We start from the raw sequence: 19,194 nt of genomic DNA, 5'->3' as shown, positions 1-19,194 counted from the left end.
GCATGGCAGGTCCCGAACGCATCACCCTGGCCATGACCGGCGCCTCCGGCGCACAGTACGGTCTGCGCCTGCTCGATTGCCTGGTGCGCGAGGATCGCGAGGTGCATTTCCTCATCTCCAAGGCCGCGCAACTGGTCATGGCCACCGAGACCGATGTCACCCTGCCGGCCAAGCCCCAGGCCATGCAGACCTTCCTCAGCGAATACACCGGGGCGGCGGCGGGGCAGATCCGCGTCTACGGCAAGGAGGACTGGATGGCGCCGGCGGCCTCCGGTTCCGGTGCGCCAACGGCAATGGTGGTGCTGCCCTGCAGCACCGGTACCCTGTCGGCGATCGCCACCGGCGCCTGCAACAACCTGATCGAACGGGCGGCCGATGTGGCGTTGAAGGAGCGCCGCCAACTGATCCTGGTGCCGCGCGAGGCGCCGTTCTCCAGCATCCACCTGGAGAACATGCTCAAGCTGTCCAACCTCGGCGCGGTGATTCTGCCGGCGGCGCCGGGTTTCTATCACCAGCCGCAGACCATCGACGACCTGATCGATTTCGTCGTCGCGCGCATCCTCAATTGCCTGGAAATCCCGCAGGACATGCTGCCGCGCTGGGGCGAGCACCACCTGACCAGTGGCGATGACTAGGCGCGCTGCAGCCTTTCTGCTGCTGATCGCCACGCTGGCCAGCGGCGGCTGCGCCAGCGTGCGCACGCTGGACGCGGCCAAGCCCGGCGCGCCGGTGGTCTATGCCGGCACACGGCTGGACTGGTACGCGCTGAATGGCGGTTGTTGCCCGCTGGATCGTTTCGGCGCCGAAGCGCCAACCCATGCCGCCCTGGATCTGCCGGCCAGCGCCCTGCTCGACACCCTGTTGCTGCCACTGTCGCTGGCCAAGGCCCTGGGCATCGGCCTGCAGGTGCGCGGTGGTGGTTGAGGCGGCGGTATCCTCGTTCTCGTTGAACGTCGTAGAAACTTGATGGCTGCGTTAAGGCGCAAGCGGCCTTCGGCCTTCGATCAAAAACGCTTGAGGCTGGAAAGCTGGACGAAAGAGCCCATGGGGTTGCTTGTCGTTCAGCCTCCAGCCTTTAGCGCTCCTATCGGCCGTCCGCTTGCGCTTTGCAGCGGCGAAACCCTCAGCCGATCGGCGTCAGCAACGGCTCGCCCCTGAAATACCGGTCGATATTGTCGAGGAACAGGCTCAGCGATTGTTCCAGCGCCTGGGGGGAGCTGCCGCCGACATGGGGCGTGAGGATCAGGTTGTCCAGGTCGAGCAGTTCGCTGGGCGGCAGCGGTTCGCTCTCGTAGACATCCAGGGCGGCGGCGCGTATCCGGCCCTCGCGCAGGGCCACCGCCAGGGCCCGGGTATCGACCACGCTGCCGCGCGCCACGTTGACCAGGTAGCCCTGCGGGCCGAGCGCGGTCAGTACGTCGGCATCGACCAGGTACCGGGTCGCGGCGCCGCCGGGAATGGCGACCACCAGGCAGTCGCACCAGTCGGCCAGTTCCAGCGCGCTGGCGAAGTAGCGGTGCGGGCTGCCGGCCTTGGCCGAGCGATTGTGGTAGCCCACCGGCATGTCGAAGGCGGCGGCGCGCCGGGCGAGCTTGTCGCCGATGGCGCCCAGGCCGAGGATGCCCAGGCGTTTGCCGCACACGCTGGCCTGCATCGGCAGCGCATCGCGCCAGATGCCGGCGCGGCAGGCCACGTCCAGGTTACGGATATCGCGGATGGCCGCCAGCAGCAGCGCCATGGCGTGGTCGGCGACGCAGTCGGCATTGCTGCCGGCGCCGTTGCACAGGGCGATACCGCGCTGGCGTGCGGCGTCCAGGTCGACCCGCTCGTAGCCCACGCCCAGGGTGGCGATGAAACCCAGGCGCGGCAGGCGGGCGATTTCCTCGCCGCTCAGGCCGATGGTGCCGATGGTCAGCACCGCCTGGATGCTGTCGCCGTGGCTGGCGATGGCCGCTTCGCGCTCGCCGGCCTGGGCGGCGTAGAGCACCTCGAAGCGCTCGGCGATGCGCGCCAGGCTGGCTTCGCCGAGCGGGTTGAGAATCAGCAGTCGCGGTTTCATGACGGCTCCATCGTCCATGGCTTCAGACGGCCTGTTCGGCAGTGGCTGCGACGGGCAGCGCCTGGCACACATCCACCCACTGGGCTTGCACCAGTTGCGCCATGCGTTCGGGGGCGATGCGCACGGCGCTGTGGATCGAGCCGGCGGCCGGCACCACTTCGTCGAAGGCCCGCAGCGATACATCGCAATACACCGGCAAGGCCGTGGCCAGGCCGAACGGGCAGACGCCGCCGACCGGGTGGCTGGTCAGGGCCAGCACCGTCTCGGCATCGAGCAGCTTGGCTTTGCCGTTGAAGGTGTCCTTGATCTTGCGGTTGTCGATGCGCGCATCGCCGCGGGCGACGATCAGCAGGTGGCGCTCGCCGATGCGAAAGGCCAGGGTCTTGGCGATCTGCCCCGGCTCCACGCCGTGGGCCTCGGCGGCCAGGGCCACGGTGGCGGTGCTGGTGGACAGTTCGACGACCTGCAGGTCGGGGGCTTTCTCGGCGAAAAAGGCGCGGACGGACTCCAGGCTCATGGCAATGGCTGCGTAGTGGATGAAGGGCAACCTTTATCCGCGCCGAGCGCCGCAGTCAAGCCCCGGCCGGGCCGTTCAATCGCGCTCCACCGCCAGCGCCACGCCCTGGCCGCCGCCGATGCACAGGGTGGCCAGGCCCTTCTTCGCATCGCGCCGGCGCATCTCGTGGAGCAGGCTGACCAGGATACGGCAGCCGGACGCGCCGATGGGATGGCCGAGGGCGATGGCGCCGCCGTTGACGTTGACCTTGCCGCTGTCCCAGCCCAGCTCGCGGCCGACCGCGATGGCCTGGGCGGCGAAGGCTTCGTTGGCCTCCACCAGGTCGAGTTGTTCCAGGCTCCAGCCGGCCTTGTCCAGGGCCTTGCAGGTGGCGAACACCGGGCCGATGCCCATGATCGCCGGATCGACCCCGGCGCTGGCCTGGGCCTTGATGCGTGCCAGTACCGGCAGGCCGAGGCTGGCGGCCTTTCCGGCACTCATCAGCAGCACGGCGGCGGCGCCGTCGTTGAGGGTCGAGGCGTTGCCGGCGGTGACGCTGCCATCGCGCTTGAAGGCGGGGCGCAGCGTGGCCAGGGACGCGGCGCTGGTGTCGGGGCGCGGTTGCTCGTCCTGCTGGAAGATCACCGTCTCGCCGTAGCGCTGGGGAATCTCGACCGGGGTGATCTCATCCGTGAAGCGTCCGGCCTCGATCGCCGCGCAGGCGCGCTGCTGGGAGCGGGCGGCGAAGGCATCCTGCTCGTCGCGGCCGATGCCATATTGTTCGGCCAGGTTCTCCGCGGTGATGCCCATGTGGTAGTCGTTGAAGGCGTCCCACAGGCCGTCCTGCAGCATGCTGTCGATCGCCTTGGCGTGGCCCATGCGCAGCCCCGTGCGGGCGCCGGGCATGAGGTAGGGCGACAGGCTCATGTTCTCCTGGCCACCGGCGATCACCACCTCGGCGTCGCCGCAGGCGATGGCCTGGGCGCCCAGGTGCACGGCCTTGAGGCCGGAGCCGCAGACCTTGTTCAGGGTCAGCGCCGGCACGGTGTGTGGCAGGCCGGCCTTGAGCGCGGCCTGGCGCGCGGGGTTCTGCCCGCTGCCGGCGGTGAGCACCTGGCCGAGGATCACTTCGTCCACCTGCTCGCCGGGCAGGCCGCTGTCGGCCAGCAGCCGGCGGATCACCGCGGCGCCGAGCTCCGGCGCGGGAATGCGGCTCAGGGAGCCCTGGAAGGTGCCGATGGCGGTACGGGTGGCGGCAACTATGACGACGTCACGCATGGGGTTTCCTCGTGGGGTGCGGCGTGCGCACCGGGCGGTTCGAATAAAAAGGCGCGGCATCTCTCGGGCAGTGATGCCGCGCAAACGCTCAGAACTGTTCGGCGCTCATCCCATAGAGCGGCGCGCTGCCGGCGCGGATGCTCGCTTCCAGGCTCAGGGTGCGTGGCAGCAGGCGGGCGAAGTAGAACGCGGCGGTGGCCAGCTTGGCGCCATAGAAGGCCGGGTCGTCATCGCGCCGGGCCTCGGCCACCGCGGCCATGCGCGCCCACATGTAGGCGTAGGCCACGTAGCCGAACAGGTGCAGGTAGTCCACCGAGGCGGCGCCGACCGCGTTGGGGTCGGCCTTGGCCTGTTCCAGCAGCCAGCCGCTGAGCGTTTCCAGGCGTTCCAGGGCCTGGCTCAGCTCGCTGCCATGGGCTGTGCCGGGGTGCTGGGCGAAGTGGCGGATTTCGCTGGCGAACAGGCGCAGCGCGGCGCCGCCGTTGGCGATCACCTTGCGCCCGAGCAGGTCGAGGGCCTGGATGCCGTTGGTGCCTTCGTAGATCTGCGCGATGCGCACGTCGCGCACCAGCTGTTCCTGGCCCCATTCGCGGATATAGCCGTGGCCGCCGAATACCTGCTGGCCATGGAGGCAGCTTTCCAGGCCGCTGTCGGTGAAGAACGCCTTGGCCACCGGGGTGAGCAGGGCGACCAGGGCGTCGGCGGCCTGTCGCTCGTCGGCATCGGCGGAGAACTTGCTCAGGTCGAGCTGCTGGCCGACGTAGCTGGCGAAGGCGCGCCCGCCTTCGCTCATGGCGCGCATGGTCAGCAGCATGCGGCGCACGTCCGGGTGCACGATGATCGGGTCGGCGACCTTGTCCTGGGCCAGCGCGCCGCTCGGCGCGCGGCTCTGCAGGCGCTCGCGGGCGTAGGCCGCGGCGCTCTGGTAGGACGCCTCGGCGCAACCGATGCCCTGGATGCCGATGGACAGGCGCTCGTAGTTCATCATCGTGAACATCGCCGCCAGGCCGCGGTTTTCCTCGCCGATCAGGTAGCCGGTGGCGCCATCGAAGTTCATCACGCAGGTGCTCGAGGCCTTGATGCCCATCTTGTGCTCGATGGAACCACAGCTCACCGCGTTGCGCGCACCGAGGCTGCCGTCGGCGTTGACCAGGATCTTGGGCACCAGGAACAGCGAGATGCCTTTCGGCCCGGCCGGCGCGCCCGGCAGCTTGGCCAGCACCAGGTGGACGATGTTCTCGGTCAGGTCGTGCTCGCCGCCGGTGATGAAGATCTTGCTGCCGCTGATCGCATAGCTGCCGTCGGCCTGAGCCTCGGCGCGGGTTCTGATGATGCCCAGGTCGGTGCCGGCATGGGCTTCGGTCAGGCACATGGAGCCGGCCCAGCGGCCCTCGTACATCGGCGGCAGGTAGGTGCTCTTCAGCGCTTCGCTGGCGTGGGCGTCGATCGCCAGGCAGGCGCCGGAACTCAGCGCCGAATACAGGGCGAAGCTGGAGCCGGCGGCGTAGAGCATTTCCTCGAACTGCACGGCGAGCATCTTGGGCATGCCCATGCCGCCGTAGGCGGGGTTGCCGGACAGCCCGACCCAGCCGCCGCCGATATAGGTGGCATAGGCCTCCTTGAAGCCCTGGGGCGTGGTGACGATACCGTCTTGCCAGTGCGCGCCTTCCTCGTCGCCGCTGCGGTTGAGCGGGGCGATCAGCGTGCCGGTGACCTTGGCCGCTTCTTCGAGGATGGCGTCGGCGGTGGTGGCATCCACCGTCTCGGCCAGGGCCGGCAGGCGTGCCCACAGGCTCGGGGCGTCGAACACCTCATGCAGGACGAAACGCATGTCGCGCAGGGGGGCGTTGTAGTCGGGCATTGCTGTACCTCATGAACGAGCCAGGCGGGCTGCCTGGCGAGGGTTGTACGAGGGCGGAGCAAGCCCGCCCGGCATTCAGTGGCTGGAGGCGGCGGCCGCGCCCAGACCGGTCTGGGCGCGCACGAACTGGTCGTCGAAGGCGGCGCGCTCGCGGGCGGCGCGGGCGCTGCGATCGAGCCTGGAGACCACCACGATCACCAGGAACGCCAGCGGCATGGAGAACAGCGCCGGGTGGTCGTAGGGGTAGATCGCCTCGGCGTTGCCCAGTACCGCCACCCACACCGCCGGCGACAGGATCACCAGCACCAGGGCGGTGACCAGTCCGGCGAAGCCGCCGGCCAGGGCGCCCTGGGTGGTCAGATCCTTCCAGTACATGGCCATGATCAGCACCGGGAAGTTGGTCGAGGCGGCGATGCCGAAGGTCAGGCCGACCAGGAAGGCGACGTTCTGCTGCTCGAACAGGATGCCCAGGCCGATGGCGACGATGCCCAGGCCGACGGTGGCGATGCGGGTCACGCGCATCTCGTCCTTCTCGCTGGCCGTGCCCTTCTTCCAGACGGTGGCGTAGAGGTCGTGGGAGATCGCCGAGGCGCCAGCCAGGGCCAGGCCGGCGACCACCGCGAGGATGGTGGCGAAGGCCACGGCGGAGAGGAAGCCGAGGAACAGGTTGCCGCCCACCGCCTTGGCCAGGTGCATGGCCACCATGTTGCCGCCGCCGATCAGCGCGCCGGCGGTATCGCCGCCGACGAAGAACTGTGGGTCGCTGCCGACGATGACGATGGCGGCGTAGCCCAGCACCATCACCACCAGGAAGAAGAAGCCGATGAAGCCGGTGGCGTAGAACACCGATTTGCGCGCTTCCTTGGCGTTGGGCACGGTGAAGAAGCGCATCAGGATGTGCGGCAGGCCGGCGATGCCGAACACCAGGCCGAGGGACAGCGAGGCGGCGTTGATCGGGTCGGCGAGCATCGAGCCGGGGCCCATGATGGCCCAGCCGCTGGCGTGCGCCTCCACCGCGCGGCTGGCCAGGGTCTCCAGGCTGAAACCGAACTCGGCCAGGGCCAGGAAGGCCAGGGTGGTGCCGCCGGACAACAGCAGCACGGCCTTGATGATCTGCACCCAGGTGGTGGCGATCATGCCGCCGAAGATCACGTAGACCAGCATCAGCACGCCGACCACCATTACCGCGGTGCTGTAGTCGAGGCCGAACAGCAGCTTGATCAGCTGGCCGGCGCCGACCATCTGCACCACCAGGTAGCAACACACCACGGTCAGCGAGCCGAACGCGGCGAAGGTGCGGATGCGGGTCTGGTCGAGGCGGTAGGAAACGATGTCGGCGAAGGTGTAGCGGCCCAGGTTGCGCAGGCGTTCGGCCATCAGGAAGGTGATGATCGGCCAGCCGACGAAGAACGCCACGGTGTAGATGAAGCCGTCGTAGCCCCTGGCGAACACCAGGCTGGACAGGCCCAGCAGGGTCGCCGCCGACATGTAGTCGCCGGCGATCGCCAGGCCGTTCTGGAAGCCGCTGATGCCGCCGCCGGCGGTGTAGAAGTCGGAGGTGGACTTGGTCTGCCGCGCGGCCCACCAGGTGATCGCCAGGGTGCCCATGACGAACACGAAGAACATGGCGATGGCGTGCAGGTTCAGCGGCTGCTTGGCGGCCAGCGCCGGCGCGGCGCTGGCCGCCAGGGGCAGCAGGCCGAGCAGGGCGGCGCTGCCGATGAGGAGGCGGCGGTTCATTGCAGATCCTCCAGCAGTTCGGCGCCGAGCGCGTCGAAACGGGTGTTGGCGACGCGCACGTACCAGCCGGTGAGCAGCCAGGACAGCACGATGACCGCGGCGGCGGCGGGGATGCCGACGGTCAGCTGGCTGCCGCTGCCCAGCGGCGCATGCAGCCACTGCGGGGCGAACGCCACCACCAGCATGAACAGGTAGTAGCCGCCCAGCACCAGGGCGGTCAGCGACCAGGCCAGCCGCGCGCGGCTGCGTGCCAGTGCCTGGAACTTGGGGTTGGCGCGGATGCGCTCGCAACTCTGCGCGTGGGACAACTCGGGTTGGCTCATGGTACGGCTCCTTTGTTTTTGTTGTGCCTAGACTTGCGGCGGGCGACACGACATGGCCATTCGATAAAAGGCGCTGGAGGCTGGAAAGCTGAACGAAAAGCCCGGCTTGCGAGCGGCTTCGGGCCGCTCGTCGTTCAGCCTCCAGCCTTTCAGCGCTGTTTTCGGTCGTTTGCGCTGCGCCTCAGAGGGCCCTGGCCATGTCGCGCAGGACGAACTTCTGGATCTTGCCGGTGCTGGTCTTCGGCAACTGGGTGAAGACCACCGTGCGTGGCACCTTGAAGCTGGCCAGGTGCTCGCGACAGAAAGCGATGATGTCGGCTTCGCGCACGCCCTGCTGGTCGGCCTTGGCGGTGATGAAGGCGCAGGGCGTCTCGCCCCACTTCTCGTCCGGGCGCGCCACCACCGCGGCCTCCAGTACCGCCGGGTGACGGTAGAGCACGCCCTCGACCTCGATGGTGGAGATGTTCTCGCCGCCGGAGATGATGATGTCCTTGAGCCGATCCTTGATTTCCACGTAGCCGTCCGGGTGGCACACGGCCAGGTCGCCGGTGTGGAACCAGCCACCCTCGAAGGCTTCGGCGGTGGCGCTGGGATTCTTCAGGTAGCCCTTCATCACGGTGTTGCCGCGCATGAAGATCTCGCCGATGGTCTGGCCGTCGCGCGGAGTCGGTTCGAGGGTCTTGGGGTCGGCGACCATCAACCCCTCCAGGGTCGGGTAGCGCACCCCCTGGCGGGCCTTGATCTCGGCGCGCTGCTCCAGCGGCAGCTCGTCCCACTCGGCGTGCCAGGCGCACAGGGTGACCGGGCCGTAGACCTCGGTGAGGCCATAGACGTGGGTGACCTTGATGCCCATTTCCTCCACGGCGCCGATCACCTTGGCCGGCGGCGCGGCACCGGCGACCATGGCCTGAACCGGATGGTCGATGGCCGCCTTGGCCTCGGCCGGCATGTTCACCAGGGCATTGAGCACGATGGGCGCGCCGCACAGGTGGGTGACCTGCTCGTCGCGGATCAGGGTGAGGATCTTCTGCGGGTCGACCCGGCGCAGGAACACGTGCACGCCGGCCAGCGCGGTGATGGTCCAGGGGTAGCACCAGCCGTTGCAGTGGAACATCGGCAGGGTCCACAGGTACACCGGGTGGTTGCCCATGGCCCAGGTCATCTGGTTGCCCATGGCGTTGAGGAAGGCGCCGCGGTGGTGGTAGACCACGCCCTTGGGGTTGCCGGTGGTGCCGGAGGTGTAATTGAGCGAGATGGCGTCCCATTCGTCGCCCGGCCACGACCAGGCGAACTGCGGGTCGCCTTCGGCCAGCAGCGCTTCGTAGTCGAGGTCGCTGACCGCCTGGCCTTCGCCGTACTCGGGATCGTCCACGTCGATCACCAGCGGCGGGTGGTCGAGCATGCCGATGGCGGCGTGGATCACGTCGAAGAACTCGCGGTCGGCGATCAGCACCTTGGCCTCGCCGTGCTGCAGCATGAAGGCGATGGCCTCGGCATCCAGGCGCACGTTGAGGGTGTTGAGCACCGCGCCGATCATCGGCACGCCGAAATGCGCCTCGAGCATGGCGGGGATGTTCGGCAGCATCACCGCCACCGTATCCCCCTTGCCGATGCCGCGTCCGGCCAGGGCCGACGCCAGGCGCCGGCAACGGGCGTAGGTCTCGGCCCAGTTGCGGCGGATCGAGCCGTGGATCACGGCGGGGTAGTTCGGATAGACGCTGGCGGTACGCTCGATGAAGCTGAGCGGAGACAGGGCGATATGGTTCACGGCGGCAGGGGCGAGACCCTGTTCAAAGATCGACATGCTGGGCACCCGGTGGCTGATTGTTAGCTCTTTATGTCCGATGCTCCTCGGCTGTTCCGGGGGCTCGGTTAGGTATTCAGGGTGCTTTATATATCAATCTCGGCCATGTATGGAAGTAGTACCTGAGTATTATGGTATATCTACTATATATGATGGCGTCGTGCTGAATGTATACAGCCATCCGCGCGGCGTGGCGATATGCTGGGCTCCCTTCGAGACAGGAGCCCCGATGACTCATACCCCGGTTCGCTTGCATACCTGGTTGCGCCTGCAGCGCGAAGGCGTGCCGCTGGCGGCCCGCGCCGACGCCCTGTGCCAGGCGCTGCGCGGCTGCCCCGAGGTGCGCCAGGCGTTCTACCTGAGCTGGCAGGAAGGCGCGCGCATCTACAGCCACGAGGGCAGCGCCCAGCACCTGCCGCCGGGCCAGGGCGATCCCATGCAGGCCAGCGACCAGGCGCTGTTCGAGCGGCTGGCCGACGAGGGGCGGATCGCCCTGGATCGGCTGCGCCTGCTCGACTGCTGGCTGTCCGGCCGCCTGCGCCGCGCGGCCATCAGCCATGGCCAGGTGTTCGACCTGGCGCTGCAGCCGGGCCAGGCCGGGCTGCTGCTGGTCGAGGTGCACGAAGGCGTGAGCCTCGACTGGCTGGGCTGGGTGGCGGAACTGCTGGGCACCCTGCTGGCCATGGCCAACGGCCTGCTGCGCGGTTCGCCGTTGCTGGGCCACGATCCGCAGCCGAGCCTGCTGCTGGACGCCCGGGCGCGCCCGCTGGAGCTGAATGCCGCGCTGCTGGCGCTGCTCGCCGAGCGGCCGTTGAACGAGGTGGCGGGCTTCCTGCCGGTGAACCACCGCTCGCTGGTGCGCGCCTGCCTGGCGCAGCGGCGGGCCATCGAGGAGGTGGAGGCCGAGTGTGGGGAACGCATCCTGATCTGGGTCTTCATTCCCGACCCGCAGGAGAACCGGGTGCTGGCCCGCTGCCGCGACGCCACCCGGGAGATTGGCGCCGAGCGCGAGGCGGCCAAGGCGCGGCGTCTGTACCGGCTGATCACCGAGAACACCACCGACCTGATTTCCCGGCACACCCCGGACGGGCGTTTCCTCGATGCGTCGCCAGCGTCCTGGACGCTGCTCGGCTACTGGCCGGAGTCGCTGCGCGGGCGGCCGGCCCAGGGCCTGTTCCATGCCCAGGATCTGGCGCAACTGGTGCAGCGCGCCCGGGATGCGCTGGAGCAGGACGGCTACCACACCATGACCTTCCGCATCCGCCACCGCGACGGCCACTATCTCTGGTTCGAGACCGCCAGCCGGGCCATCCGCGAAACCTATACCGGCGCGGTGGTCGAGGTGGTCAGCGTATCGCGGGACATCACCGCGCGGGTGCAGGCCGAAGAGAACAAGCGGCGCCTGGCCGAAGTGGTGGAAGCCAATACCGACCCGGTGCTGTTCCTCGACCCCGAGGGCCGGGTCACCTACCTCAACCCGGCCGCCCGGCGCATGCTCGAACTCGGCGACGGGCAGGCGATGCCGACGCTCGCCGAGCTGTTCGCCAGCGACGACCTGCAGCGCCTGCGGCACGCCGGCTGGAGCGCCGCCGAGCGAACCGGGGTGTGGAGCGACGACTGCCGCCTGCAGCCGCTGCACGGCGGCGTCTCGGTGCCGGTCTCGCTGGTGCTGCTGGCGCACCGGGCGGCGGGAGGCGAACGCTACTACTCGCTGGTGGCGCGCGACATGACCGAGCGCGAACTGCGCGAGGCGCAGCAGCGCCGGCACCAGGACGAGCTGGCGCATACCGCGCGCCTGGTGACCCTGGGCGAGCTGGCCTCGGGCATCGCCCATGAAATCAACCAGCCGCTGGCCGCCGTGGTCAATTACGCCAGCGCCAGCCAGCGCTACCTGCAGTCCCTGGGCCGCAACCCGCAGGCCGTCGAGCGCGTGGCCCAGGGCCTGCTGCGCATCACCGAACACGCCAACCACGCCTCCGCGGTGATCAAGCGGCTGCGCGCCTTCCTGCGCAAGGGCCAGCGGCGCATGCAGGCGCTCGACGTGGCCGAGGTGGCGCGCGAGGCGGTGCGCCTGTGCGCCTGGGAGGCCGGCGCCAGCCAGGTGCTGATCCAGGAGCGCTTGCCGGCCGGCCTGCCAACGGTGTACGCCGACCGGGTGCTGCTGGAGCAGGTGCTGCTCAACCTGCTGCGCAACGCCATCGACGCCAACCGCGAGGCGCACCCGGGTCAGGCCTCGGATATCCTGCTGGAGGCCACGGCAGCGGCCGACGGCGCCCTGCACGTCAGGGTCTGCGACCAGGGGCCGGGGCTTGGCGAGGACGAACTGCAGCGGATCTTCACCCCGTTCTACACCAGCAAGCCGGATGGCCTGGGGCTCGGGCTGTCGATGAGCCGCAGCATCGTCGAGGGCTTCGGCGGCGCGCTGGAGGCCCGGCCGTATCCGGGCGGCGGCCTGTGCCTGACCTGTCGCCTGCCGCCAGCACGCAGCGACGATGTGGATGCCTGAGACAGGCCCCTGGCAGCGGCGGCGGCCGCCTGCCAGGGGCCGCGGAAAACAATAAGAGGAATAACGGATGACCCTGCAACAGCAACAACTGGTCTATGTGGTCGACGACGACCAGGGCATGCTCGACTCGACCGTCTGGCTGTTCGAATCGGTCGGTCTCAAGGCCGTGCCCTTCACCAGCGGCCGTGCCTTTCTCGAGGCCTGCGACGCCAGCCTCAACGCCTGCGTGCTGCTCGACGTGCGCATGCCCGGCATGGGCGGGCTGAACGTGCAGGAGGAAATGCGTGCCCGCGGCCTCGACCTGCCGGTGATCTTCGTCAGCGGCCATGCCGACGTGCCGATCGTGGTGCGGGCGTTCAAGGCCGGCGCCCGCGACTTCATCGAAAAGCCCTACAACGAGCAACTGCTGCTCGACAGCGTGCAGCAGGCGCTCAGCAGCATCGACGCCAGGCGCTCCGGCAGCAGCGGCTACAGCCAGTTGCAGGAACGCCTGGCCAGCCTCACCCCGCGCGAGCGTGACGTGTTGCTGCCGCTGGTGCAGGGCTACACCAACCGCGAAATCGCCGAGCAACTGGCGATCAGCGTGAAGACCGTCGACCTGTATCGGGCGCGGGTGATGAAGCGCATGCAGGCCGAACGCCTCGCCGATCTGGTGGGCATGGCCATCGTCGCCGGGATGATCGATCCGCTCGACCCGCGCGGCGGCTGAACGGCGAGCATAGGAGCCGTCCGCGGTTTCCCACGTGCCGGCGAGTGTAGGAGCCCCGACCTCGGGGCGATGCGTTTGCAGCCCCGCCGCGAAATCGCGTCATGCCCCCTATTCGCCGCCGGGGTGCGGCTACGCCCGGGCGAGACTTGGATATCGTATTGCAGTGCGCATGTGACGAGCCTGGATCAGCGGCCCAGGCGGCGGAGTTCGTCCGATTCGACGATACGCACGCCCTTGTCCTCTTCCAGGGCCAGGCGCCAGAGCGCGCGGGCCAGGGCGGTGACCTCGATGGCGCGGTGCCTGCCCGGCAGCCAGCGCATGAAGGGGGCGGCCAGGCGTTCGCCCAGGCGGAACTCGTTGCGCGGGCCGAGCAGCAGGGAAGGGCGGGCCAGGGTCAGTTGCGGCCAGTCCTGGGCCTTGAGCGCTTCCTCTGTTTCGCCCTTGACCCGGTTGTAGAACACCGATGAGCCCGGGTTGGCGCCGATGGCGCTGACCACCAGCAGATGGCGTGCGCCCAGCTCCCGAGCGCGCTGGGCGAAGGCCAGCACCAGATCATGGTCGACCGTGCGGAAGGCCGCCTGCGAGCCGGCCTGCCTGATGGTGCTGCCCAGGCAGCAGAAGGCGGTGTCGATCGGGCCATTGAGCCGCGGCAGCAGTTCGAGCAGCTCGCCCACCGGATTTTCCAGATGCAGGTGTTCGGCCAGGGGCTGGCGACTGGGCGCCAGCACGCGCTCGACGGTGGGCTCGTTGAGCAGGCGATCGAGCAGGTGTTCGCCGGTCATGCCGGAGGCACCTGCCAGAAGGATATGCTGGGGTGTCAGATACATGCTCGTTCCTCGACTGCTGTTCGATGGATTGCCGCTGGCTTCGTCGTCCGTCGGTTTATTAGAGGGCTGCGTCCGATCGATCGTTCAGGGCCGCGTCAGCCTGTTCCCTGCGCAGCGTGTTCCACTGCCTCAGTACGGCCGGCGGCGCCCAGATCTGCGGCTCGGAGGCTTCGAAACCGTCCTCCAGTTCGCGTTCGGCGACCCGTTGGCTGGCCAGGTCGAAGGCGTGCTGCAGGTCGTCCGTCTGGTTCAGGGCTTCGGCGAACAGGGCGCGGCCGAAGTAGGTGAAGTCGTTTTCCTCGGAGCAGCCGAACGAGACCCGATCCGCGCGCGCGGCGGTCATCAGCAGGGTCTTGTCGTCCTTCAGCGCGGGAATGAAACCGCCGGAGTAGCAGGCCGAGATCACCACGACCTTGTGTCGGTCGCCCAGCGGTTGCAGCAGCCGTGCCAGTTCGCTGGCCGGCAGGTCGGACAGTTGCAGGCGCGGTTGATCCAGATTCAGTTCGTGCCCGCGCGAGCCGTGGCTGGTCAGGTAGAGGAAGATCAGGTCCTCCGGGCCGCTGCGGTCGGCCAGGGCCTGCAGCGCCCGGCCGAGGTTTTCCCGGGTGGCCAGGGGGCGGTCGGCGAGATGGTCGCGGTGGTTGGCCAGGGTGATGCGGCCATGGGCGGCGAAGCGCTCGCCGAGCAGTTCGGCGACGTAGTCGGCTTCGCGCAGGAACACGCTCTGCTTGCCGTCGCCGGCCAGGGTCAGGGCGTAGAGCTCGACCCGGGGCGTCGAGAGCGGCAGGGCGGCGATGGCCTGCTCGAGCAGCCGACCCTGTTGCAGCAGGCCGATTTCCAGGGGATCGGGCAGGGCGTTGCCCTGTTCGTCCCTGACGCGCAGGCCGCGCAGCCAGGTGCCCTGTTGCCGCGTACCGTCGGCCAGCGTCAGGCTGCCCGCGCCATTGAACTGGCCATTGGCGAAGCGCCCCTGGTAGACGCTGCCGTCGGCCTGGGCCAGGCGGCCTTCGCCCTGGTAGCGCCAGTCGCGGAACTGGCCGCGGTAATGGCTGCCGTCGCTGCCGTGGAACTGGCCCTGGCCGGTCAGCGCGCCGCCGACGAAGGTGCCGCTCCAGACATCGCCGGCGGCGCTCTGGAAACGGCCCTTGCCATGGAACAGGCTGCCTTGCAGCTCGCCGTCGTACAGATCGCCGTCGCTGTTGCGGTAACTGCCGGCGCCCTTGAGCTGGCCGGCGACGAAGGTGCCGGAGAGCTGGTTGCCGTATTCGTCTTCGCGCACCCCCTGGCCGTCGGGCAGGCCACGCACGAAGCGCCCATGGAAACTGCTGCCGTCGGCTTGCTCCAGCTGGCCCAGGCCGTGGAAACGGCCCTTGCGGAACTCGCCGCGATAGACCTGGCCGGCCTGGCTCAGGGTGCCTTCGCCCGAGAAGCTGCCGTCGGCGAAGCCGCCGACATAGTGCTCGCCATTGGCGCCCCGCCACTCGCCCTGACCGTCGCGCTGGCCATCCTTGAAGGTCCCGGAGAACCAGCTGCCATCGGCATGGTCGAGACGGCCCCGGCCCTGCAGCAGGCCATCCACCACCTCGCCGCGGTAGCGCGAACCGTCGGGCAGGACGGCATCCGCCGGCAGCAGCGGTTCGCCGTGACCGCAGGCCGCGAGGAGCAGGGCAAGGCTCAGGGGAGCCAGGGGCAAGAGGTGGCGCATGACAGGCGTCCCGGTCGGAAAAACGTCGACCGGAGTATGCCGCAAACCACCCTGCTGCGCTTGCCCGGGTGCTTTCAGGCGAAGCAGAGGGTCAGGGGCTCGGCGACGTAGGCGGGTTTTTCCTGGCCCTCGATTTGCAGCACGGCCCTGCCCTTGAGCAGCCACTGGCCGGGATTCTTCTCGTAGGCGTCGACCAGGCTCAGCGCCAGCCGCACCCGGACGCCGACCCTCACCGGCTGGATGAAGCGCACGCTGTCCAGGCCGTAGTTGACCACCATCTTCAGGCCCTCGGGCATGATCATCAGGCCTTCCATCAGCATCGGTATCAGCGACAGCGAGAGGAAGCCGTGGGCGATGGTGCCGCCGAAGGGCGTCTGCCTGGCGCGCTCCGGGTCGACATGGATGAACTGATGGTCGCCGGTGCAATCGGCGAAGCGGTCGACGCGGCTCTGGTCGATGGTCAGCCACGCGGAATGGCCCAGTTCCTTGCCGATGAAGTCTTTCAGTTGCGCTACGGGTACTGAGGTCATGCGGGTTCCTCGCGGACACGGTTGTTGTACTTGTTGTGCGAATCCATTGCTGCCTGCAGATCAGCACGCGGTTGGCCAGTGGTCAAGCCGGCGGCGTGGGCTGAATGGCGGATCATCAGGACGATGCCGCCGCCCGGCTGTTAAGCGCGGCGCATTGCCTGCCTATAATGGCGGCTTTTGCGGTGGGCCGCCGCATGACGTTTTCAGGAGGGGGTAAGCATGCTGCTTCGCGGGCTGTTCTGGCTGGTGCTGTGCCAATTGCTCGGCACGGCCATCAATGCGCTGTTCCTGCCGGTGCTGCCGGGGCCGATTCTCGGCATGGTGCTGCTGGTGGCGTTCCTGCTGCTGCGCGGCCAGGTCGACGAGCCGCTGCAGCTCGCCGCCAGCAGCCTGCTCAAGTACCTGCCGCTGCTGCTGGTGCCGCCGGCCGTGGGGGTGATGGCCTATGCCGAGGCGATCGTCGCCGACTTCTGGGCGGTGATCGGCGCTCTGGTGCTGTCGCTGATCCTGTCGCTGGTGTTCGCCGGCTGGATGATGCAGAAGCTGATCGAGCGCCAGGCGCGCCAGCGGGAGGAAGGATGATGCTCGACTGGCATGGGGCCTGGATGGCGGTCACCCATCATGCGCTGTTCGCGGCGGGCGTCACCCTGGGAGCCTACCAGTTGGCCATCGCCGTCTACGAGAAAACCCGCTGGGTATTTCTGCAGCCGGTGCTGGTGTCCACGCTGACGGTCATCGGCATCCTGCTGCTGTGCGGCCTGAGCTTCGACCAATACCAGAGCGGCGCCGAGGCGCTGACGGTGTTTCTCGGGCCGGCCACCGTGGCCCTGGCGGTACCGCTGTACCTCAACCTGCGGCGCATTCGCCAGGTATTCTGGCCCACGCTGTTGACCCTGCTGATCGCCGGGGTGGTGGCCACCGTGCTGGGCGTGGCGCTGGCCTGGGCATTCGGCGCCGAACACAGCATGCTGATGAGCATGGCGCCCAAGTCGGTGACCTCGCCCATCGCCATGCTGGTGGCCAGCCAGATCGGTGGCCTGGCCGCCCTGGCCGCGGTATTCGTGATGATCACCGGGGTGCTGGGGGCGATCATCGGCCCCTCCTTGCTACGCGGCTGCGGGGTGCGCCACCCTGCGGCGCTGGGCATGGCGCTGGGCATGACCGCGCACGCGGTCGGCACCTCGCGGGCCATGCAGGAAAGCGAGGAATGTGGCGCCTTCGCCGCGCTGGCCATGAGCCTCATGGGCGTGTTCACCGCGGTGCTGCTGCCGCTGGCCGTTGTCATACTGAGCTGAGGAGGGTGCCATGAACCTGCCCCTGTTTCCCCTGCATACCGTGCTGTTCCCCGGCTGCGTGCTGGACCTGCAGATCTTCGAGGCCCGCTACCTGGACATGATCAGTCGCTGCATGAAGCAGGGCGAGGGCTTCGGCGTGGTGTGCATCGTCGAGGGGCAGGAAGTCGGCGAGGCCGCCGAGCGCATCGCCCAGGTCGGCTGCGAAGCGCTGATCCGCGATTTCCAGCAGCGCCCCAATGGCCTGCTGGGCATTCGCGTGCAGGGCGGCCGGCGGTTTCGCGTGGCCCAGGCGCAGGTGCTGCCGGATCGCCTGACCGTGGCGCAGATCCACTGGCTGGACGACGAGCCGCGCCAGCCGCTGGCCGAAGAGCACGCCGACCTGCTGGCGCTGCTCGCCGCCCTGGCCGAGCACCCGATGGTCGCCAGCCTGGACATGGGCGCCGGGGCCGAAGGCCAGAGCGAACTGGCCAACAAGCTGGGCTATCTGCTGCCGTTCAGCGCCGAACAGAAGATCCGCCTGCTGGCCCTGCAGACCGCCCGGGAGCGGCTGGCCATGGTGCAGGACCTGGTCGAGCGGCTGCAGGGCGATACGCCCTAGCGGACGGCCGATAGGAGCGCTAGAGGCTGGAGGCTGAACGACAAGCAAACCCCATGGGCTCTTTCGTCCAGCTTTCCAGCCTCAAGCGTTTTTGATCGAAGGCCGAAGGCCGCTTTCGCCTTTAATACCGGTATATCTGTAGCCCCGTCGAGACCTTCCACAGTGCCAGGCTGCTGAGCAATAGCAGGCAGGTCGGTACGATCAGCCACCAGACCCGGGCCGGCAGCGCCGGCAATGGCGCTTGCCGTTGCAGCAGGGCCAGGCTCAGGGCGCACAGGCCGCAGGCCAGCAGGGCGCCGGCGATGATGTCGCTCGGCCAGTGCACGCCCAGGTAGACCCGCGACAGGGCGATACTCAGCGCCGGCAGGCTGCCCAGCAGCAGCCAGGTCAGGCGCAGGCGCGCGGGTTGCCCGCGGCCGGCGAGCACCGCCAGCGTCAGGAAGAAGGCGAACGAGGCCGAGCTGTGGCCGCTGGGGAAGCTGAAGCTGCTCAGCGGCTCGAGCAGCACCTCCGGACGGCTGCGTTCGAACAGGCCCTTGAGCGCGCCATTGGCCAGGGCGGTGCTGAGCAGGGCGCCGCCGGCGAACAGCAGCGCCTGCCACTGGCGTGTGGCGAGCAGCAGCAGGCAGAGCAGGATGGCGACCGCCAGCTGGGTGTCGAAATCGCCGAAGTGGGTGACCAGTATCACCAGGTGGTCGAACTGCGGGTTGCGCTGTTCCTGGATCAGCGCCAGCAAGCCCTGGTCGAGCTGACCCAGGTGCGGCCAGCCGATGAACAGGCCGAGCAACAGCAGCAGGCTGAGGCCGGCGGCGATCAGGCTGGCGCTGCGCTGTTCGCGCAGGCTGCTCTGCACGCTGAGCAGCAACAGGATCGCCAGCCCGCCGGCGACTGCCGCGGCCTGTGGCCAGAAGCCCGGTGGCAGGGGCAGGCGCAGGGCCGCGCCAGTGGCCCAGCCGGGCAACAGGTAGGCCAGCGACCAGCCGGCAGCCGCCAGCAGGCTGACGAGGATGAAGCGGCCCACGGGCATGCTCAGCATGCCGGCGACCATGGGCAGCATCGGCCGCAACGGACCGATATAGCGGCCGAGCAGCAGGCTGGCGACGCCATAGCGGCGGAAGTAGCTTTCCGCGCCGTTCAGCCATTGCGGATGGCTGCGCAACCCCGGCAGGCGGCGGATGTCCTGGTGGAAGTAGCGCCCCAGCCCGTAGGACAGGGCGTCGCCGAGCAGGCCGCCGAAATAGGCCAGCGCCAGGGTTTCCCACAGGCTCAGGACGCCGTTGCCGGCCATCACGCCGACGGCGAACAGCAGTACGGTACCGGGAACGATGATGCCGGCGATGGCCAGGCATTCGATGCAGGCGATGACGAAGATCGCCAGGCCCAGCCACTGCGGGTTGCCCGCGAGCCAGGTGGTGAGACTGTCGAGCCACTGGCCCATGGATGGACATCCTTCAGACGAGAGA

Annotated in this window: 18 protein-coding genes; 7 read left to right on the top strand and 11 right to left on the bottom strand. The window is 68.7% G+C overall.

Going from position 1 to position 19,194, the window contains the following annotated elements; translation table 11 throughout:
* Positions 1-2 precede the first annotated feature (2 nt).
* Positions 3-635 carry a flavin prenyltransferase UbiX gene (gene ubiX, locus DNK34_RS03455; protein ID WP_131174944.1) on the top strand — a complete coding sequence of 211 codons (633 nt, stop codon included), beginning with the start codon at positions 3-5 and terminating at the stop codon, positions 633-635.
* The gene (locus tag DNK34_RS03450) at positions 628-924 is read left to right on the top strand and encodes a YceK/YidQ family lipoprotein (RefSeq protein WP_131174943.1); all 297 of its coding nucleotides are present in this window, start codon (positions 628-630) and stop codon (positions 922-924) included. The genes ubiX and DNK34_RS03450 overlap by 8 nt, the downstream gene beginning before the upstream one ends.
* A gap of 199 nt (positions 925-1,123) precedes the next feature.
* On the opposite strand, the gene DNK34_RS03445 is transcribed toward DNK34_RS03450, so the two are convergent.
* From DNK34_RS03445 to DNK34_RS03415, 7 genes are all read right to left on the bottom strand, one after another.
* Positions 1,124-2,059 carry a 2-hydroxyacid dehydrogenase gene (locus tag DNK34_RS03445; protein WP_131174942.1) on the bottom strand — a complete coding sequence of 312 codons (936 nt, stop codon included), beginning with the start codon at positions 2,057-2,059 and terminating at the stop codon, positions 1,124-1,126.
* A gap of 22 nt (positions 2,060-2,081) precedes the next feature.
* Entirely contained in the window at positions 2,082-2,576 is a 495-nt protein-coding gene (locus tag DNK34_RS03440; protein WP_131174941.1) for a YbaK/EbsC family protein, read from the bottom strand.
* A gap of 75 nt (positions 2,577-2,651) precedes the next feature.
* Positions 2,652-3,833, bottom strand: coding sequence for an acetyl-CoA C-acetyltransferase (locus tag DNK34_RS03435; RefSeq protein ID WP_131174940.1), 1,182 nt, complete (start codon positions 3,831-3,833; stop codon positions 2,652-2,654).
* An 88-nt stretch (positions 3,834-3,921) separates the two neighbouring features.
* Positions 3,922-5,694, bottom strand: a complete 1,773-nt coding sequence (locus tag DNK34_RS03430; RefSeq protein WP_131174939.1) for an acyl-CoA dehydrogenase C-terminal domain-containing protein — start codon at positions 5,692-5,694, stop codon at positions 3,922-3,924.
* Between the two features lie 75 nt (positions 5,695-5,769).
* Positions 5,770-7,434, bottom strand: coding sequence for a cation acetate symporter (locus tag DNK34_RS03425; protein WP_131174938.1), 1,665 nt, complete (start codon positions 7,432-7,434; stop codon positions 5,770-5,772).
* Positions 7,431-7,757, bottom strand: coding sequence for a DUF485 domain-containing protein (locus DNK34_RS03420; RefSeq protein WP_131174937.1), 327 nt, complete (start codon positions 7,755-7,757; stop codon positions 7,431-7,433). The genes DNK34_RS03425 and DNK34_RS03420 overlap by 4 nt, the downstream gene beginning before the upstream one ends.
* Before the next feature lie 181 nt (positions 7,758-7,938).
* On the bottom strand, positions 7,939-9,561 hold the full coding sequence (locus tag DNK34_RS03415) for an acyl-CoA synthetase (RefSeq protein ID WP_131174936.1): 1,623 nt from the start codon (positions 9,559-9,561) through the stop codon (positions 7,939-7,941).
* 229 nt (positions 9,562-9,790) lie between these two features.
* On the opposite strand from DNK34_RS03415, the gene DNK34_RS03410 reads away from it, so the two are divergent.
* Positions 9,791-12,067, top strand: a complete 2,277-nt coding sequence (locus tag DNK34_RS03410; RefSeq protein WP_131174935.1) for a PAS domain-containing sensor histidine kinase — start codon at positions 9,791-9,793, stop codon at positions 12,065-12,067.
* A gap of 67 nt (positions 12,068-12,134) precedes the next feature.
* Entirely contained in the window at positions 12,135-12,776 is a 642-nt protein-coding gene (locus DNK34_RS03405) for a response regulator transcription factor (protein ID WP_131174934.1), read from the top strand.
* Positions 12,777-12,961: 185 nt separating this feature from the next.
* On the opposite strand, the gene DNK34_RS03400 is transcribed toward DNK34_RS03405, so the two are convergent.
* The 3 genes from DNK34_RS03400 to DNK34_RS03390 form a co-directional block, all read right to left on the bottom strand.
* Positions 12,962-13,603 carry a Rossmann-fold NAD(P)-binding domain-containing protein gene (locus tag DNK34_RS03400; protein WP_131174933.1) on the bottom strand — a complete coding sequence of 214 codons (642 nt, stop codon included), beginning with the start codon at positions 13,601-13,603 and terminating at the stop codon, positions 12,962-12,964.
* A gap of 58 nt (positions 13,604-13,661) precedes the next feature.
* Positions 13,662-15,308, bottom strand: a complete 1,647-nt coding sequence (locus DNK34_RS03395; protein ID WP_131174932.1) for a C13 family peptidase — start codon at positions 15,306-15,308, stop codon at positions 13,662-13,664.
* Between the two features lie 74 nt (positions 15,309-15,382).
* A complete protein-coding gene (locus tag DNK34_RS03390; RefSeq protein ID WP_131174931.1) occupies positions 15,383-15,838 on the bottom strand; it encodes a MaoC family dehydratase in 456 nt (151 codons plus the stop codon).
* A 219-nt stretch (positions 15,839-16,057) separates the two neighbouring features.
* Between DNK34_RS03390 and DNK34_RS03385 the strand changes: the two genes are divergently transcribed.
* The 3 genes from DNK34_RS03385 to DNK34_RS03375 are packed head-to-tail and all read left to right on the top strand — an operon-like array spanning position 16,058 to position 17,731.
* The gene (locus DNK34_RS03385) at positions 16,058-16,420 is read left to right on the top strand and encodes a CidA/LrgA family protein (RefSeq protein WP_131174930.1); all 363 of its coding nucleotides are present in this window, start codon (positions 16,058-16,060) and stop codon (positions 16,418-16,420) included.
* The gene (locus tag DNK34_RS03380) at positions 16,417-17,133 is read left to right on the top strand and encodes an LrgB family protein (protein WP_131174929.1); all 717 of its coding nucleotides are present in this window, start codon (positions 16,417-16,419) and stop codon (positions 17,131-17,133) included. The genes DNK34_RS03385 and DNK34_RS03380 overlap by 4 nt, the downstream gene beginning before the upstream one ends.
* 10 nt (positions 17,134-17,143) lie before the next feature.
* A complete protein-coding gene (locus DNK34_RS03375; RefSeq protein WP_131174928.1) occupies positions 17,144-17,731 on the top strand; it encodes an LON peptidase substrate-binding domain-containing protein in 588 nt (195 codons plus the stop codon).
* A gap of 121 nt (positions 17,732-17,852) precedes the next feature.
* On the opposite strand, the gene DNK34_RS03370 is transcribed toward DNK34_RS03375, so the two are convergent.
* Positions 17,853-19,169 carry a bifunctional DedA family/phosphatase PAP2 family protein gene (locus DNK34_RS03370; RefSeq protein WP_131174927.1) on the bottom strand — a complete coding sequence of 439 codons (1,317 nt, stop codon included), beginning with the start codon at positions 19,167-19,169 and terminating at the stop codon, positions 17,853-17,855.
* Positions 19,170-19,194: the final 25 nt, after the last annotated feature.

Source organism: Phytopseudomonas dryadis (genome assembly GCF_004327355.1).
Lineage (GTDB): Bacteria > Pseudomonadota > Gammaproteobacteria > Pseudomonadales > Pseudomonadaceae > Aquipseudomonas > Aquipseudomonas dryadis.
This window is presented reverse-complemented; position numbering and strand designations above follow the sequence as displayed.

Excerpts from the sequence above, each read along its gene's own strand:
- ubiX (WP_131174944.1), top strand. The coding sequence starts at position 3 with ATGGCAGGTCCCGAACGCATCACCCTGGCCATGACCGGCGCCTCCGGC.
- DNK34_RS03440 (WP_131174941.1), bottom strand. The coding sequence starts at position 2,576 with ATGAGCCTGGAGTCCGTCCGCGCCTTTTTCGCCGAGAAAGCCCCCGAC.
- DNK34_RS03370 (WP_131174927.1), bottom strand. The coding sequence starts at position 19,169 with ATGGGCCAGTGGCTCGACAGTCTCACCACCTGGCTCGCGGGCAACCCG.
- DNK34_RS03415 (WP_131174936.1), bottom strand. The coding sequence starts at position 9,561 with ATGTCGATCTTTGAACAGGGTCTCGCCCCTGCCGCCGTGAACCATATC.
- DNK34_RS03410 (WP_131174935.1), top strand. The coding sequence starts at position 9,791 with ATGACTCATACCCCGGTTCGCTTGCATACCTGGTTGCGCCTGCAGCGC.
- DNK34_RS03430 (WP_131174939.1), bottom strand. The coding sequence starts at position 5,694 with ATGCCCGACTACAACGCCCCCCTGCGCGACATGCGTTTCGTCCTGCAT.
- DNK34_RS03400 (WP_131174933.1), bottom strand. The coding sequence starts at position 13,603 with ATGTATCTGACACCCCAGCATATCCTTCTGGCAGGTGCCTCCGGCATG.
- DNK34_RS03385 (WP_131174930.1), top strand. The coding sequence starts at position 16,058 with ATGCTGCTTCGCGGGCTGTTCTGGCTGGTGCTGTGCCAATTGCTCGGC.
- DNK34_RS03420 (WP_131174937.1), bottom strand. The coding sequence starts at position 7,757 with ATGAGCCAACCCGAGTTGTCCCACGCGCAGAGTTGCGAGCGCATCCGC.
- DNK34_RS03405 (WP_131174934.1), top strand. The coding sequence starts at position 12,135 with ATGACCCTGCAACAGCAACAACTGGTCTATGTGGTCGACGACGACCAG.
- DNK34_RS03445 (WP_131174942.1), bottom strand. The coding sequence starts at position 2,059 with ATGAAACCGCGACTGCTGATTCTCAACCCGCTCGGCGAAGCCAGCCTG.
- DNK34_RS03380 (WP_131174929.1), top strand. The coding sequence starts at position 16,417 with ATGATGCTCGACTGGCATGGGGCCTGGATGGCGGTCACCCATCATGCG.
- DNK34_RS03435 (WP_131174940.1), bottom strand. The coding sequence starts at position 3,833 with ATGCGTGACGTCGTCATAGTTGCCGCCACCCGTACCGCCATCGGCACC.
- DNK34_RS03395 (WP_131174932.1), bottom strand. The coding sequence starts at position 15,308 with ATGCGCCACCTCTTGCCCCTGGCTCCCCTGAGCCTTGCCCTGCTCCTC.
- DNK34_RS03390 (WP_131174931.1), bottom strand. The coding sequence starts at position 15,838 with ATGACCTCAGTACCCGTAGCGCAACTGAAAGACTTCATCGGCAAGGAA.
- DNK34_RS03375 (WP_131174928.1), top strand. The coding sequence starts at position 17,144 with ATGAACCTGCCCCTGTTTCCCCTGCATACCGTGCTGTTCCCCGGCTGC.
- DNK34_RS03450 (WP_131174943.1), top strand. The coding sequence starts at position 628 with ATGACTAGGCGCGCTGCAGCCTTTCTGCTGCTGATCGCCACGCTGGCC.
- DNK34_RS03425 (WP_131174938.1), bottom strand. The coding sequence starts at position 7,434 with ATGAACCGCCGCCTCCTCATCGGCAGCGCCGCCCTGCTCGGCCTGCTG.